We start from the raw sequence: 16,973 nt of genomic DNA on the forward strand, positions 1-16,973 counted from the left end.
TTTTCTTACCGCTGGTTTAGTTTTTTTATTGCCTTTCATTTTTTTTCCGATCTTTAGCTACCCAAATAAACGGTAGTTATGAAACAAAGATTATTCATCCTGTTTTTCCTGTTGACAGGAAGCCAATTCCTTTTTTCGCAACAGTTATCTGTGGAATACATTATGAGAGATCCTTCTTGGATGGGACATTTTCCTTCCAATTTACGGTGGTCAGATGATTCGCAGACCATTTATTTTAATTATAACCCTGAAAACCATCCGGGAGATTCGCTTTACAAGATAGAGCTTTCTGACCCGCAGCGTTATCTGAAAGTTTCAAGGGCAGAACGTCAAAGCTTCGCTCCTGCCAATGCAAGGAGTAATGGAGCCAAAACTCAGAAAGTTTATGCAGAGGGGAATGAATTGATGCTCTACACCATTCAGACCAAGGATAAAAAATCCATTCTCGAATGGCCTGAGCGTCTCAGTAACCCAACCTTTCTTTATGGGGATAAAAAAATTGCTTTTGAATCCAAGTCAAATATTTACATCTATGATATAGAGTCGGGAAAAGCACGAAAAGTTACCAATATTCAAAGTGGTAGTAAGTCAGAAAACCGTCCTACTAAACTTAATGAACGGGATGAGTGGTTAAAAGAAGATAATTTGCAGTTACTGCAAGTGGTGCGTGAAAGAGAAGAAGCCCGTGAAAAAAGACAAGCATATAGCGAATCATTCGCAAAACCTGAACCTTATACCTTTTACACAGGAAGCAAACAACTTTCGAATCTACAAATCTGCCCTGATGGATCTTACGTGACTTTTTCTCTAATCACTAGAGCAGAAAATAAGAATACCATCGTACCTGATTACACCCATCTAAGCGGCTACACTACGAATCTTAATACACGAAGTAAAGTTGGAGATCAGCCAACAAGAGTGGAAATGGGCATATATAATCTGCTCAAGGATACTGTATATATGGTAAATACCTCCAATCTTCCTGGTTTAAAGGATTTGCCAGATTATGTAAAAGATTATCCTAACAAAAAATGGGAGGCCAAAGAACGGGATTTGCTACTGTCAGGACCTTATTTTTCTACAGATGGTAAGCATGCAGTAATCAATGTTCGCTCATTTGATAACAAGGATCGTTGGATCGCACTTTTGAATCTCGACAATGGTACCATCAAAAGTTTAGACCGTCAACGGGATGAAGCATGGATAGCCGGTCCAGGGATTGGTTGGAGTTTCAGCGGGGGTACCATGGGATGGTTGCCTGACAATAAACATATTTACTTCCAATCAGAAGAAAGTGGATATTCTCATCTGTATGTACTAGATGTTACCAAAGGCTCCAAAAAGCAATTGACTTCTGGAACCTTTGAAGTTTTTGACCCAAAAATTTCGAATAATGGAAAATATTGGTTTTTGACTACGTCAGCCGTGGACCCAGGTGAGCGTCATTTGTACATGATGCCACTGATGGGCGGTAAAATGGAGCAATTAACCAGCATGACGGGTAATAATGATGTAGCTATTTCTCCTGATGAGAAGAATTTCGCTATTCTTTATTCCTATTCAAACAAACCATGGGAAATTTTCCTACAAGCCAATGAAGTCGGTGCAGAACCTAAGCAGTTAACTTTCGGTCAAAGTGAGGAATTTAAAGCGTATGCATGGAGGGATCCTGAAATTGTCCGTTTTAAAGCTGAAGATGGCGCAAGAGTACCTGCCCGACTTTATAAACCCGATCCGGAAAAAAGTAATGGTGCTGCAGTCATTTTTGTGCACGGAGCAGGCTACTTACAAAATGTACACAAATGGTGGTCGACTTATTTCCGTGAATATATGTTCCACAATTTATTAACGGATTTGGGTTATACAGTATTGGATATTGATTACCGGGCTTCTGCGGGCTATGGTAGAGATTGGAGGACAGGTATCTACCGACATATGGGAGGAAAAGATTTATCCGATCAGGTCGATGGTGCAAAATACTTGATAGAAGAACATGGTGTACAACCTGGAAAAATCGGAATTTATGGAGGAAGCTATGGAGGTTTCATTACCTTAATGGCCTTATTTAATGCTTCTGATGTGTTTACCTCCGGCGCAGCATTACGTTCGGTAACAGATTGGGCACATTATAATCATGGATATACCAGCAACATTCTGAATGAACCATTCAATGATCCAATCGCTTACCGAAGATCCTCTCCTATTTATTTTGCTGAAGGATTGAAAGGGCATTTATTAATTGCACATGGTATGCTAGATGTAAATGTTCATTTTCAAGATGTGGTCAGACTTGCACAGCGATTGATTGAATTGGGAAAAGATAATTGGGAATTTGCAGTATATCCCGTGGAGGACCACGGTTTTATCGAGCCAAGCAGTTGGACGGATGAGTACAAGCGGATTTTAAAACTATTCAATGACACCTTAATAGACTAAACATGTTTAACTCATCCAGCACCTCCCTTTCTTTTGTATTTGGTTTAACATTTCTCTTCTTCTCTTGTCAATCGAAGGAGAGTAATGATTCAAGCACGAGAGGCTTGATTGCAGATAAGGCCATGGTAGTTTCTGCTCGTGTAGAAGCATCTGCGATTGGCTTACAAATTTTAAAACAAGGAGGTAATGCCTTTGATGCCATGGCTGCAACAGAACTGGCATTGGCTGTTGCATTCCCATTTGCAGGAAACTTGGGAGGAGGTGGTTTTATGGTTTATCGCTTGGCAGATGGACAAGTTGGTTCCATCGATTATCGGGAAAAAGCACCCCTCGCTGCTCATCGCGACATGTATCTGGATGAAGATGGAAATGTTATTCCAGGTTTGAGCACCAAAGGAGCTCTAGCAGTGGGTGTGCCGGGAACTATAGCCGGGATCTATGAAGTACATCAAAAATTTGGAACGCTTCCATGGTCAGAAATTATTCAACCTGTAATTCATCTCGCAGAAAATGGAGTAGTAGTAACTGAAAAACAGGCGCAACGATTAGCTAACAACCGAAAAGATATTATTGAGGTCAGTGGAGAACAGACCTTGTTTGCAAGAGAATTTCAAGCAGGAGATACAATCAAGTATCCTGCCTTAGCTGAAACCTTGCGTAGAATTGCTGCAAATGGAGCGGATGAATTTTATAAAGGAGAAACCGCACAGCGATTGGTTGCTTTCCTTCAGGCCAAGGGTGGTATCATCACTCTTGAGGATTTGGCTTCCTATCAGGCTCAATGGAGAGAACCAATTCGATTCGATTACCGCGGACATTCCATCATCTCCATGGCTCCACCGAGTTCAGGTGGGGTGACGTTAGCTCAAATTATGGGCATGTTGGAACCTTTTAACTTGGCGGCTATGCGCCATAATTCGCCGAATTATATTCAGGTGTTGACGGAAGCAGAAAGACGGGCTTATGCAGATCGAAATTATTATTTAGGAGATCCTGATTTTGTGGAGGTCCCTATTAATCAACTTATAGATAAAAGCTACCTCAAAAGTCGCATGGCTTCTTTCGATCCTGATAAAGCAACTTTATCATCAGATGTAGGCCATGGTGAACTTTCGATAATTGAAAGTGATGAGACTACCCATTATTCCATTGTGGATCAGTTTGGTAATGGGTTATCCATCACCACTACCCTCAATGGTGCTTATGGATCCAAATTGTATGTAGATGAGTTGGGATTCTTTCTCAATAATGAGATGGATGATTTCAGTTCCAAAACAGGTGTTCCCAATATGTTTGGCTTAATAGGAGCTGAAGCCAATGCTATTGCGCCGGGCAAACGTATGTTGAGTTCCATGACTCCCACCATTGTAGAGAAAGATGGAAAACTGTTGATGGTTGTAGGTACTCCTGGCGGTTCCACTATCATCACATCGGTTTTACAAACTATTTTGAATGTAGTAGAATTTGGTATGAATATGCAGGAAGCTGTAGATGCTCCCCGTTTTCATCATCAGTGGCTTCCTGATCATATTAATTTTGAACCGGAAGGATTTTCCTCCAGTGATATGGAAATTTTAAAAGCTAAAGGCTATAAAATCAATGAAGGCTACACTCCAATTATAGGAAAGGTTGATGCGATTTTAGTTTTGAAAAATGGACGCCTGGAAGGGGGCGCAGATAAAAGAGGTGATGACACGGCGGAAGGCTATTGATATGGACCCACAGATTTTAAAAGACTTAGTAAAAGAGCGTATGCCATTTGGAAAGTACAAAGGCAAAATATTAGCTGATATTCCAGAGTATTATTTGGTATGGTTTCATAGACAAGGATTTCCTCCTGGAAAATTAGGAATGTATTTACATACGTTATATGAAATTCGACTCAACGGTTTAGAAGATATTTTAACAGAACTAAGGAAACGATAATGATAGTATTGATCTATAATCCTATTTTGAATTTAATGAACTAAAAAACACCTTTTCATGAATCTCGGAGTTTTTAACAATATCTCTGTACCATTTTTCTTTTAGTAGCTGTTTTTCATCTTCATTGAGGTGGAAATTTTGAATAGTTGATTGGCTTTGCACTTTTCTAATCAGATCAAACAGAAAAATGGAGACTGCTACGGATATATTGAAGCTCTCGGTAAAACCCATCATGGGAATATGCACCAATTTATCTGCCATAGCTTTTACTTCGTCGGATACTCCTGCATGTTCATTCCCAAAGACCAAGGCTATTTTTTGAGACACATTTAATTCATGAATGGAAATACTACCCGAATCAGGGCTTGTAGCGATGATTTGATAACCTTCTGAACGCAGTTGTTCAAAACAATTGCTTACACCCATTCCTGCTTCGTTTGAATACTTATGGATATCCACCCATTGCGCTGCTCCCCTCACCACATAGGGATTGACCTCGTATGAATTTTCTTTTTCTATGATATGGATATCCTGAATCCCAAAACAGTCTGCTGTTCGCAATACGGCCGAAGCATTATGGGGTTTGTAGATATCCTCCAATACCACCGTAAAGTATCGGGTTCGCTGCGCAAGCACCTGTTCAATCAGTTGGCGTTTATGTGGCGTCACATATTGGGTGAGGTATTCGAAAAATGTTTGGGGATTGGTCATGTTCGTTGAATTATAAAACCTGTGCAGTTTACAAAAAGATTGCAAAAAAGAAAAAATCCCAGAAATATCATCAACGAGCACGAATCTATTCAACTCCTACCGGAGTTGAGATTTCACCAAAATCTAATCCATCCTTGACCCCGAGTTGGCACTCGGGGCTAATAACCTTCGGTAGTTAACTCCTGTCGGAGTTAAGATCTCGGAACAATGGAGCAAAATAAAAAATGTTTTCTATTTCCTTTCTGCGACTTCTGCGACTTCAGCGCTTTCTGCGAGCCCCAATTGGCGTCAGCCATCCATCTGTGTTGATCTGTGAAAATCGATTTAAAATCTGTGTTAAAAACATTATCCAGCTCTAAGAATTCAACTCCTACCGGAGTTGAGATTTTTCCAAAATACAATCCATTCCAGACCCCGAGTTGGCACTCGGGGCTAATAACCTTCGGTAGTTAACTCCTGACGGAGTTAGGGTTCTACATGCGATAGATCAATCCAGAGGTGATTTTCTGTTTTTTCCGCGCATTCAGCGCTTTCTGCGAGAGAAAATACTTTTTAGTGTCACAATATTTTCTACAAATAATCTTTAATAATTTTATTCACTCTTCTATCTTCAAAATTTTCAAATTGAGGAAAGAGATATAGATCGGCTTTATACAATTGCTTAGTTCTTAAAGCTCTTTCAAGATAATTATATGCATTATCTTTTGAGTTTTTCTTAAAGTTTAAAACGGCTAAAGCATACAGCACTCGGGCATTATTTGGCTCATTTCTTAAAAACAATATTGCTTCACTTTCGTCCAGGCTATTTTCAAACAATTTCTTTGTTATTGAGAGCGATTCAAATTTATTTTTTTGTCCTCTACCCAAATCAATTCTTTCTAAGGATGTCAAAAAATATCGAATATCTTCTGGGCTATTCACACTTAAAGATGCTAAAAAGCCATATTCTAAACTATTTTCTGAAAACTCAGAATTCAATCTTACTTGACGTAAATGTTTTAAAGCTTCAGAGAAATTACCATCTCTATAATAAGCCATTCCTAAATAGTAATTGCAATTATCTTTAAGTTTTTCATTTGTAAGTGCCTGAGTGAAACTACTAATGGAATTAGAAAAATATTCTTGAGAATAATTTATCAAGCCCCTTATATAAAACAATTCAGTATTAATTGGATTAATCCGTAAACCCTCCGCTACATAATTAGCTGCTTCCTTTTGTTGGCCCAAAGCTAGGTAAGATTTAGCAATCATCAGAACCGGATATTCGTCTCGCCTCGCAATATTTTTTGACTTCATGTAATAATCTATAGCTTCATTAAATTGATTATATTTAAAAAAAAGATCTGCTAGGCCTCTATAGCTTTTTTCCAACTCTAAATCATATGCATTAGATACCGTCGAGGTCCAATTTGCACTATTCATATATCGCTTTTTGGAATCCTCTAATGATTTGATTAACTTAGAAAATAATTGAAACGATTGCTCAAACTTTCCATTTAGGGAGTAATTTTGGGCAAGTTCATATTGAATTTTAGAATTGTTGGGGTTAGTTGCCAATAATCTTTCTAAAATCGGTATCGCTTCTTGGAAATTTCCATCATTTTTTAGCATGATCGACTTCTGAAGTAATGCAGAAATAGAATTATTATTTACTTCTAACGCTTTTTCAACAATTTCCGTAGCAAAATCTAAACTATCCCTATACATAAAAGTCTCGGCTATTTGCATTGCAAACGAAATTTCTCTTTCGATCTGTTTTTCCAATGCAGATTCATTATCTAATTCCCTAGCTATTTTTAAATGCTCAAGCCCTCTTAGAGCATCCGTATTTTTTACAGCCAGCGCATAATAATAATGATATATTGGATTTGCGTACTGTGCTTTGATACACTGACGGAAGTGGAATTCCGCCTCTTCAAAGTTAACTGCTGTCTCAAGATAAATCTTCCCTAGCTCGAAGTGTCCATCAGGAGCATTTGAATTAATAGTATTGGCCTGTCCAAAATCCGTAATTGCAGCTTGAACATTTCCATTCAAAAGGTGTCTTCTACCTCTTTCTACATAAAATAAATATTCATTATTATTTTTATCAATTAAATAGTTGAAGTCTTTAATAGCATTTTTGTAATCACTTAACAAGGTAAAAATTTCTGCTCGCTGAACTCTAGCTCTTACAAATTCTGGTTCTTTTTTCAACAAAATATCAAGTGGCTCTAAAATAGGCTTTAATTCCTTAGAATTTCTTGACTGTTCATACATTTTTCGCATGACCAAAGCTACTCCAAGTTCATATTCTATATTTTTATTTTTACCCCTAGTTTTCTTTGAAATCTCTTTTACGAGTTTTTTATCTGCTGGCAGAGTCAATAAAAAATCTACATCTTCTTTGGCACGTAGTCTTGCTTCAAGAAAGTCTAAACTCTTTTGAGCAGCCTTATTATCTTCTAGCATTAAAATCTTTTTATTTCTTCCTATAGCTATTTCGATTTCACCTTTAGCATTTGCTGCCATTGCTTGACGAAAATAAAGATTCATTAAATCACTTTTCGTATTCAGGTTTTGAACATCAAATAATCGTTTTGAGCGTCCAAGCATTAAGGTATTATAAGAGTCATAGCTTTTGATGGCTCGCGCTTGTTCAAAAAGCTGAATAGCATCATCATAACGCTCTTCATTAAATGCCTTTTCTGCATTCCTTAAAATCGAATAATATTCTTCGTCGTACCCTACTGCTACCAATGGCATTCCCGAATCCGAACCTGTTGACTCCAAATCATTTGACAAACTTAAGATGGGGTTATAAGAGGGTAGAATCTCAACCTTGGATGAAGCTAATTGTGTAAATAGATTTGGCTGTACAGCAATGATGCTAGTAATTGTTGCAGCCCATTTACCATTAGAAGCCCTAAAAACTTCCATTTCAATGGCTCTTTTTAGAGGCTCATAGGTTTTCCCCTCTTTTCCATATGTGCTTTTAAAAATTCTATCCACCGTTGCTATTAAAAAATAATGATCTTTAAAATATACATCTGACAATTCAATATTATCAAAACTCACTGAAAAATCACTTGTTTTTACATATTGCAGGTTGAAATTTGACAAATAGCTTCCTATTTCAGTATTTCTTCTTCTTGCAATTAAATCAGGATTAAGGTCGTCCTCAATAATGACTTTTTCATTTTTAAAAATTTTATTTCCATTGTTGGGATCAAGAGAGTTTTTGATGATTTCCTCTATTTCGGTATCATACATTTGATTGTTGGAAATTAAATTTAGCAAGCCCTCATACTCTTTTACAATCAAACGAGCCTTGCTCCTTATTTCTTTAACATCCCTTTCTTCCATGGTTTGCGCTATGGAATCTATTGATGCAAAGTGAAAAGTAAGAAATAAACAACCTAACAAATAAAACTTCTTCATAAACTCTTTATTCTTAATAAATTTCTGAGATTAACCAACCTGATGGAGTACTTGGAACATCGAAATAAGAAACTAAAAACTTAAACTTTTCATCTATGGAGATTCTGTAGTCAATCTTTTTTATTTCCTTAATTTCAAGATTCCCTTCAATAATTTCATGCACGATAATGCTAAAGTTATTTAGTTCAAAGTCATTTGCAAACATCCCTTGAATATCATTTCCTTCATTGATTAATTTAAAAAGGTTGGAAAACCGCAAATTGTGATTACTTGGATTGATAAATTTACTAGGGTTTTGTTCGATGGTCTTCCATGGAAAAGATGTTGACTTAGCATCAGAAATTACCCATTTCATTGCTCCATTTTCTAAAACTTCTATCTTTAGAATGAGATCTAGATTGAATTTTTTCTGTTTATAGAAAGCATCCACATTCAATTCGCACTGAATATTGTCTTTACCTAGTTGTAAAAAAAACTCTTCTTTATAAATCCATTGTATAAAATCCTCCACTAGTAACTGATCTTTTACCTTATCATAATTGACAAGGCTTGACAGAAGCTTAGGCCGAGTTTCTGGAGAAAACTTATTTTTTACCAAGCTGCCATTTTTTAAAAAGTTAATCTCGTTATTGAATCTATCGACAAAGTCATCAATTTGCTTGACTTTTACAGACCAAACCTCATCATAAAAGGTATTGCTCAACCCCTGACCAAAAGATTGGTAGGTTTGAGCAACACAAATAACTAGTATCAGTAAGAGACGTTTCATTTTGTATCTACTACACCAATATCCGATAATAATACATCCCAAACCATTTCAATTTGCCCCTGAACTGATTTTTCCATCCCTTTAATAACAACCTCCACATCCTTAGTTGTTACATCAGAATAAACGACTTGGTTGTCTTTATAACCTCTAAAAGTTTGTTGAACCGATACGGTACCATAATAATTTCCATCAGGAGCTTTTCTAAAATTGGAAACATAGTTTATATTCGCCCATTGAATATCAACCCTATCATATTTTAATAACTTCAATCTATTTAAGTAGTCTCTAATCTTTCTTTTCATACTTGATGAAAATCCGGCTGTAGAAACCTCTACCTGTACGTCCTCACTTACAAACAGCTCTATCGCTAATTCGATTGCCTGATTAGCAGACTCAGGGTACGTTTCCTTACTTGCGATGATACCTAGATAACCTGTGAAATCTTCAATCTTTTGAAGTGCCTTATCACTGAATTCATCGAAATCTATATCAGTTAATTCGCTTGGTCGATTAGTTGAGGCATTTCGATTGAAATTAGAATTAGCGGTTGTACCATTTATATTTCCACTTTGTACTTGTTGTGGGCTTTGCATAGGCTGCGTAACCTGAACACCTGAATTTTGTCCGCTTTGACTTACATTATCAACAGTAGCAGATGCCGCTCCAGTTGATTGAACCATGACGGTAGCTGATTGTTGTGCAGCCGGAGGACTATATCGCTCTTCTGATTGTGCAAGATTATTGCCTCTACTTTCGCTTGCATATGATTGAGTGGAAACACTAGCTGCACTGGTCTGTGGATTGCCTGATAAATGGGCTGGTCGTCCAGGTGATGAAGAGGCAGCTGAAATACTACTTGGAGCTGTTTCTATCAATGCAATTACTTCAGGTTGCATATGCTCTAAAAAAACCCTGATTTCTGGCGCTTTTCTATACAGTGTATGATCTCCATTTTTATTGATGACCATCAGTACTTCATCCAATTTAATCGAGGTTTGCATATTGGATTTTATGTTATAAAAGTCAATTTTTTCAGATGTTGTATTGGTAATTGTACCCTCTAATACGTCAACGTATTTGGTTAAAATCACATCATTGGGTAAGGTTTTCTTTTCCTTAATACTTTCCATTGACATTTTTGGATTTGGAAAAGTCAGGTAATGCCCATTTTCAAATACGATAATTGAAATCTGCTCTGGTTTTAAAACAGTGGCTTTCGCATTTTTTTTAATTGGCTTAAATGAAACTGATTTCCCATCAATTGCGCTAATCTCAGCCTCAATGATAGCCCCATCTGTAGTGTAAATTGTTTCTTGGGAAAATACATTGACTACCACAAGCATTTGTAGCAAACATGTAAATACAGCTTGTAAAATTTTCATATTTCAGTTATTTAATGATTCCAAAATGAAATTTAAGTTTGATGTCTACCGTCTGTAAAGAATTGAACTCTAACTCAAGGGGGTCTAAATCAGGGAATTTATCTCTATCTAATTTAAATAGAAAACTGTCAGTGTTTAAACTGTTAAAATTGGCAGTTAACGATAGATAATTCTTATTAGCTCCCACAGGTATTAATTTCCCCAATCCAAACGTATAACCCGACATTGATTGGCCTGTTATTTCAGGATTAGATTGTGAAATGCTTATAGTTGAAAATTGAAAACCTCCTGTCAAAATGATATCTTTTTTAGGATAAAGATTTAATTTGATAGTAGTGGGACTATTAATTAGGCTTATTCTTTCTCTTGAGGAGGATTCTTCGGATGCCGGAAGATAGGACTGATGACTCATGTAACCTTGAGAAATAGAAATACCTAAATATTTTATAGGATCAATTGATAGAGCAACTTCTGCTCCAAAACCATAATAAAGTGCCAATCCATCTTTTGCACTAATCCAAGAACTAGGTCCAAAAATAATCGGAAAAAATCCACCAAAATCAACACCAACCAAGGACCTCCAATCTTGATTGTCTGCTAATCTTTCAAGTAAGCCTGAATCAGCGAAAGTAGTTTTTGAGCCAGTGGATTTTGACTTGACGCTAGAATCTACCTGTTTAGAAACACCTTTTGATTTTTCTTTACTTCCATTTTCAGAGGGTATCAAATCTTCAGGCAATGGATTGTTAAAAACTTCCTCATATCCATTAGAATAGAGTATTTTCCAAATGATTGAAAGACGAATAGTGGTTTTCTCCTGATTGTCTTTTTCCTGAAAAATAATTTGAAATTCATCTATACTTTTGACAATGCCAATTTTTTTGGTTTTATCCACTAGGTAAACTTCGTCATATGCTGACTGACCAAAAAGACAAAGAGACAAGAAGAACACAGGTAAAAATAAAATTCTTTTCATATTAAAATAGTTTTATACCAATGCTTACAATAAACTGATTAGGTCTAAAGTCACTTTCTACACCCAAAATCTTATCAGCCAATTCACCTGCCCCAGACTCATACTTCAAATCAATAATTAATTTCCAAATATCAAAACCCCCATTGACTTGAAATCCTGCGGTGGCATTACTGAATCCAATGGAATTATTGGTCATACCTGTTGAACTATCTGAGGTTACCACGCTGAATATCGGGCCTGCCCCAACCCGAAGAAATTTGAAAAATCTAAAACCTGCCATAATAGGAAAATCCACTCGATTGGTTTTGTAATCGATAAAGGAAGTAGTTCCATCATCATTGATCAAGGAGCTTTGGAATTGATTCATTGAATATAAAAGCTCTGGCTGTACATAGAGAAATAAAAAGTCTACCCTTCCAAAAACACCAACATGGGATCCAGACCAGGAAAAATCTTTAAATTCTGTTAGTTGCTCATAGCTTTCAATACCTGTGTTGATACCTACTTTTGGTCCAAAATTTAATTGTGCTTTTACTTCAAAAAGGAACAGAAAAAACACACAACCGAAAATCAAATTAAATTTCATCGTTCACATTTTTAGGCGTAGCATTGCAAAAAAAGTAGTTTTGCAGTGTCTACCATTTGTTAAAGAATATTGCAATTATGTAAAATTAAAAATTGTAAAAAAGATTTTTAGCAAAAAAAATAGAGACATTTTTAAGGATTTGACAAATCTAACTTTCTACAAACTTTTTCAACCTTTCTACAAGGTCAACGAAATATTACCCAGCAAAAAAATTATTTTTAGACACCTTTTTAAACAAATAAAAAAGGTTTTCAAACTAAATTATATATGAGAAATTTTCTACTTATCCCACTTCTTGCTCTTGCTATTTTTACCGCTTGCGAAAATGAAGACCCAACAGCACCTACGTTTACGTTAACAGTCAATGTAACGCCAACAGAAGCTGGAAAGGTATCCATTTCGCCACAGGCGGATCAATACAATCAAAACACAACAGTTACCCTAACACCTGAGGCAAATGAGCATTGGGTATTTCAACAGTGGGATGGAGATGAAAGCGGTAGTGCCACTCCCCTTCAGATCACTATGGATACCAATAAATCGATCACAGCAGTCTTTGTGCGGAGAAACTATCCACTTACCATAAGCATAGAAGGTGGAGGAACGGTAGAAGAAAAAATAGTGAGTATGCCTAACGGGAGAGATCTCCCTCATGGGACTGTAATCGAACTTACTCCTAAACCTGAAGAAGGTTGGGAGTTTGATGGCTGGGGGGGTGATTTGAGTGGAAATACTGTTCCCCAAACACTAACGATTGATCAGCCCACAAGTGTACTGGCAAAATTTGTGGAAAACAAGAAGTTTTTCCTTCATGAAAATGGTATCACCTGCCTTTGTCCTGAGACCAAACCTGGGGACAAAGGTTTTATCAATGGCGTTTTATACGAGTCTGTAGATAATCAATTAATCCGTCAAAGAAGGGACCAAGGTGTAGATATGACCAAGCTTTGTACTACTTTGGTGACAGATATGTCAGAATTATTTGCAGGTACTTTATCCCAATTGAATCCTTTCAATCAACCAATTGGGAATTGGGATGTGAGTAATGTAACTGACATGAGAAACATGTTTCTGTTTTCTAGATTTAATCAACCTCTTGGGAACTGGAATGTAAGTAAAGTAATCAACATGGTAAGTCTATTTTCAGTTTCAGAGTTCAATCAAGCTATTGAAGATTGGGATGTTTCTAAGGTAGAGAACATGGAATTTATGTTTTACCGTTCTTCATTTAATCAATTCATAGGAAATTGGAATGTCAATAAGGTTTCAAATATGAGGTCAATGTTTGGAGGTGATGAACAAAATTTAAATAAATTTAATCAAATTATAAAAGATTGGGATGTTAGCAATGTCCTGAATATGAGTGGGATGTTTGTTCATTCTGAATTCAATCAAGCCATTGGTGATTGGAATGTAAGTAAGGTGAAGGATATGACCGGAATGTTTTGGAATTCTCAATTTAATCAACCAATTGGCAATTGGGATGTAAGTAATGTAATTGAAATGTTTGGGATGTTTAACAAATCAAGCTTCAATCAAAATATTTCCAATTGGTGTGTCATCAATATTCCTTCAGAACCTCAAGCATTTTCCACAGATTCACCGCTTACCTCCGCAAATAAACCAAGGTGGGGAACTTGTCCAAGCGATTCGCAAACAGGTGATTTATGGCCTGTGGGATATGTGCATTGCAATGGTGTGCCTACAGAAGTGGTAGAAGTCACCAACCCTGTGACAGGGAGAACTTGGATGGATAGAAACCTTGGCGCCAGCAGAGTGGCTACCAGTAGCACAGATCAATTAGCTTTTGGCGACCTCTATCAATGGGGACGGGGTGCTGATGGACATCAGTGCCGCAATTCAGGAACGACTACAGTTTTGAGTAGTACAGACCAGCCCGGGCATGGGGATTTTATCTTAAAAACTACTAGCCCTTGGGATTGGCGCAGTCCACAAAATGATGAATTATGGCAAGGTGTCAATGGAATAAACAACCCGTGTCCAAATGGCTACCGTTTACCTACATCTCAAGAGTTAGAAGCTGAGTATCGAAGCTGGACAATCGATAACTCTCAAGGTGCATTTGAATCAAACTTAAAGTTACCTATGGCTGGTTCGCGTGTAATCATTACTGGAACCCTTGTGTTTTCTGGATTAGGTACGAGAGGGGATTATTGGGGTAGTTCATTTAACGGATCCAAAGCAAAAGGAATGTCATTTATGAACATAAGTCCTGCTGGTGCTGGCGGACTTACAGCCGATCGAAATAATGCTTTTTCAGTGCGCTGCATAAAAAATTAATTTTCCTAAAAAAATCAAAGTAAGGTGTAATATTAAAATTTATGAATCAATATAGTTGGCTATTAGTTTATATAACATTTTCATCCCCTCTTTTGGGACAAAGCATCAGCGGCTCTTTAGTGCAGTTGGCTAATCAGGAAATCAGATTAGAAAGTTTTGATGGGCTGAAAACATATATGGTATCTCAGACCACAATTGATCAGCAAGGCAATTTTACTCTTTCGTATGCAAGGAACGATTATGGTGTTGGCTTTCTCATGTCAACCGATAATCAACCCTTATTTGTATTGTTAACAGGAGAAGATATTGAACTGCATGGAGAAAGTCTCGGGCAAAAAGAAACATTGACAGTATCCAAGGGTGAAGAAAACAAAGCTTTTGTAGCTTATGCAACAGCTCAACCCAAAAGGGAACAGGCACTAAGCGCATGGTCCTATTTGCAGAATCTATATGCCACCGACCCTGTCTTTCAAAACCAGAGTACTCCTCAAGCCCATATCGTAGCAGAAATGCAGCGGATCAAAAAAGAGGATGAAGCCTTTATCAATGCCTTGCCTGAGGAAAGCTACGTTCGATGGTACCTGCCTATGCGAAAGTTGGTGAGTTCAGTACCCATCGTGGCACAGCAGCGGACAGAGGAAATCCCCTCCGTCATTCAGGCGTTTAGAAGGATCAATTATGCCGATCCACGCTTGTATAAAAGTGGGCTATTTAGGGATGTATTGGAAAGTCAGTTTTGGCTCTTGGAAAACAGTGGCAAAGATATAGAAGGGGTTTTTGAAGAAATGAGTCTCTCGATTGATGCTCTCTTGGCTTCCTTGATACAAGATGAAAAAATCTTCAATGAGGCTACAAATTACCTCTTTGACTTATTGGAGCGACACAGTTTATTTAAAGCCTCGGAACATTTAGCCATTAGTGTCCTCAATGAAACTGCCTGTACAGTAAATACTGACTTGGCCAGGCAGCTGGAAACCTATCGGGCCATGAAGCTCGGCAACCAAGCAAAAGATATTTCCCTAACAGGTCTAAGCTATTATCAAGGTAAGGCACAAAATCGGGTGAATAAACTATCAGGTTTTGAGACACCTTATACCTTGGTGGTTTTTGGCGCTAGTTGGTGTCCCAAATGCAACGAAGAGATTCCCAAAATCGCACAGCAGTATGAAAAGTGGCGCTCTCAAGGTTTGGAAGTACTCTATGTCTCCCTGGAAACAGACCCTAGCACAGTGGAAAGAATCAGTAAGGAGTATCCATTTATCACCTATTGTGATTTTCAAAAATGGGACGGACCAGTGGTGGAAGACTACTATGTCTTCGCTACCCCTACCCTATTCTTGCTGGATAGTGAACAAACGATTATCCTACGCCCCAATTCCGTCGCTCAGATGGATGCCTGGGTGGATTGGTTTCTGGTACAAGGAAACAAGGTAGAAGAATAAATGTAATTCAACTAAGCAGCTAATGCTGTAGAATAGTAAAGACTAATAGAATTACACTTTTAATGAAATTGTTATGAGATCATTGTACACGTTATTTAGCCTATTGGCAGGCTTAGTTTTTTTGACAGGATGTATAAAGGAGATAGAATTAGAAAATGCTTCTGAGTCTTCCAATCAATTTCCAAAAGATTTGAAAGGAAAAATTGAATTACCTAATAACTTAAATCACACGGATATTTTGGTTTATTCTGAATTAGATATGTCGCCCATTGACTTAACAAATTCATTTGCTTTGGCCGGTCATTCAGTGGTATTTGCAGAAAATAATAGTAATAATCAACCTATATATTTTGGTATTCCACAAATTAATGATCCCAACTTTGTATTGAATTCAAAAGAAACAGCGCTGTACTTTTCATTATTAGCATTCCCTCATATCAGAAGACCATACTACAGAACAGTCATCAATAGTATAAAGGAGGCAATTTACACATTTCAAGAGGTAAAAGATCTTAAACTAGCAATAGAAAATAGTATCCGAATCAATGGGTATTTGAATTATGACCTTATTGGCCCTTTTATAGGTTTAGCAATTGATAGAGTGATTGATGAATTTGATTTTATTTCAGCTACAATGGAACCTTTTACCAACCGAGCTACATGGAATCCTACCTATGCGGCAGGGGGTGGCTTTTACAGAGTAAATAACTTACCACCCGATAAATGGTCTGATATTGTTAATGAAACTTCAAATACTTACACTTTTAGAAGGGATTTTTTTAACACTACAGCCGCTGTCGTAGGCGTACGGATAGAAAGCTTTGATCCTAAAGAAGGTGTGGCTTTACCACTGTCAGGTAGTTACTTAGGCTTTATAAAACCCTATTATCCGCCTGACCTCACTACCATAACAGGTAATATTCAAAATCACTAGTGTCCGAGAAACGATTTTAAAATAAGGGTAGATTCAATTGCTTAAACCTACCCTATTTTGTGTACTTTGTGTTTACGACAACATAAATTA

At 37.2% G+C, this 16,973-nt stretch carries 12 protein-coding genes; 6 read left to right on the forward strand and 6 right to left on the reverse strand.

The window, feature by feature from the left end:
* The first annotated feature begins 78 nt into the window (after positions 1–78).
* Genes IE080_RS04015 through IE080_RS04025 form a run of 3 tightly spaced genes read left to right on the forward strand, consistent with a single transcriptional unit; the run spans position 79 to position 4,362 of the window.
* Positions 79–2,436, forward strand: a complete 2,358-nt coding sequence (locus IE080_RS04015; RefSeq protein ID WP_189579149.1) for a S9 family peptidase — start codon at positions 79–81, stop codon at positions 2,434–2,436.
* Between the two features lie 2 nt (positions 2,437–2,438).
* The gene (ggt, locus tag IE080_RS04020) at positions 2,439–4,148 is read left to right on the forward strand and encodes a gamma-glutamyltransferase (RefSeq protein ID WP_189579150.1); all 1,710 of its coding nucleotides are present in this window, start codon (positions 2,439–2,441) and stop codon (positions 4,146–4,148) included.
* A 1-nt stretch (position 4,149) separates the two neighbouring features.
* Positions 4,150–4,362 carry a DUF3820 family protein gene (locus tag IE080_RS04025; protein WP_189579178.1) on the forward strand — a complete coding sequence of 71 codons (213 nt, stop codon included), beginning with the start codon at positions 4,150–4,152 and terminating at the stop codon, positions 4,360–4,362.
* A 21-nt stretch (positions 4,363–4,383) separates the two neighbouring features.
* Here IE080_RS04025 and IE080_RS04030 read toward each other — a convergent pair whose 3' ends face one another.
* The 6 genes from IE080_RS04030 to IE080_RS04055 form a co-directional block, all read right to left on the reverse strand.
* A complete protein-coding gene (locus IE080_RS04030; RefSeq protein WP_189579151.1) occupies positions 4,384–5,073 on the reverse strand; it encodes a TrmH family RNA methyltransferase in 690 nt (229 codons plus the stop codon).
* Positions 5,074–5,643: 570 nt separating this feature from the next.
* On the reverse strand, positions 5,644–8,418 hold the full coding sequence (locus IE080_RS04035) for a tetratricopeptide repeat protein (RefSeq protein WP_189579152.1): 2,775 nt from the start codon (positions 8,416–8,418) through the stop codon (positions 5,644–5,646).
* 88 nt (positions 8,419–8,506) lie between these two features.
* Positions 8,507–9,262, reverse strand: a complete 756-nt coding sequence (locus IE080_RS04040) for a hypothetical protein (protein WP_189579153.1) — start codon at positions 9,260–9,262, stop codon at positions 8,507–8,509.
* Positions 9,259–10,644 carry a hypothetical protein gene (locus IE080_RS04045; protein ID WP_189579154.1) on the reverse strand — a complete coding sequence of 462 codons (1,386 nt, stop codon included), beginning with the start codon at positions 10,642–10,644 and terminating at the stop codon, positions 9,259–9,261. The genes IE080_RS04040 and IE080_RS04045 overlap by 4 nt, the downstream gene beginning before the upstream one ends.
* Positions 10,645–10,651: 7 nt before the next feature.
* Positions 10,652–11,620 carry a hypothetical protein gene (locus tag IE080_RS04050; RefSeq protein WP_189579155.1) on the reverse strand — a complete coding sequence of 323 codons (969 nt, stop codon included), beginning with the start codon at positions 11,618–11,620 and terminating at the stop codon, positions 10,652–10,654.
* A 1-nt stretch (position 11,621) separates the two neighbouring features.
* Positions 11,622–12,206 carry an outer membrane beta-barrel protein gene (locus IE080_RS04055; protein WP_189579156.1) on the reverse strand — a complete coding sequence of 195 codons (585 nt, stop codon included), beginning with the start codon at positions 12,204–12,206 and terminating at the stop codon, positions 11,622–11,624.
* A 267-nt stretch (positions 12,207–12,473) separates the two neighbouring features.
* Here IE080_RS04055 and IE080_RS04060 point away from each other — a divergent pair, with 267 nt between their 5' ends.
* The 3 genes from IE080_RS04060 to IE080_RS04070 all read left to right on the forward strand — a co-directional run bounded on the left by IE080_RS04060 (position 12,474) and on the right by IE080_RS04070 (position 16,883).
* Positions 12,474–14,507, forward strand: a complete 2,034-nt coding sequence (locus tag IE080_RS04060; RefSeq protein WP_189579157.1) for a BspA family leucine-rich repeat surface protein — start codon at positions 12,474–12,476, stop codon at positions 14,505–14,507.
* A 41-nt stretch (positions 14,508–14,548) separates the two neighbouring features.
* The gene (locus tag IE080_RS04065; RefSeq protein WP_189579158.1) at positions 14,549–15,949 is read left to right on the forward strand and encodes a TlpA family protein disulfide reductase; all 1,401 of its coding nucleotides are present in this window, start codon (positions 14,549–14,551) and stop codon (positions 15,947–15,949) included.
* Between the two features lie 73 nt (positions 15,950–16,022).
* Positions 16,023–16,883 carry a hypothetical protein gene (locus IE080_RS04070; RefSeq protein ID WP_189579159.1) on the forward strand — a complete coding sequence of 287 codons (861 nt, stop codon included), beginning with the start codon at positions 16,023–16,025 and terminating at the stop codon, positions 16,881–16,883.
* Positions 16,884–16,973: the final 90 nt, after the last annotated feature.

Origin of the sequence: Mongoliitalea lutea (assembly GCF_014652135.1) — a bacterium.
Lineage (GTDB): Bacteria > Bacteroidota > Bacteroidia > Cytophagales > Cyclobacteriaceae > Mongoliitalea > Mongoliitalea lutea.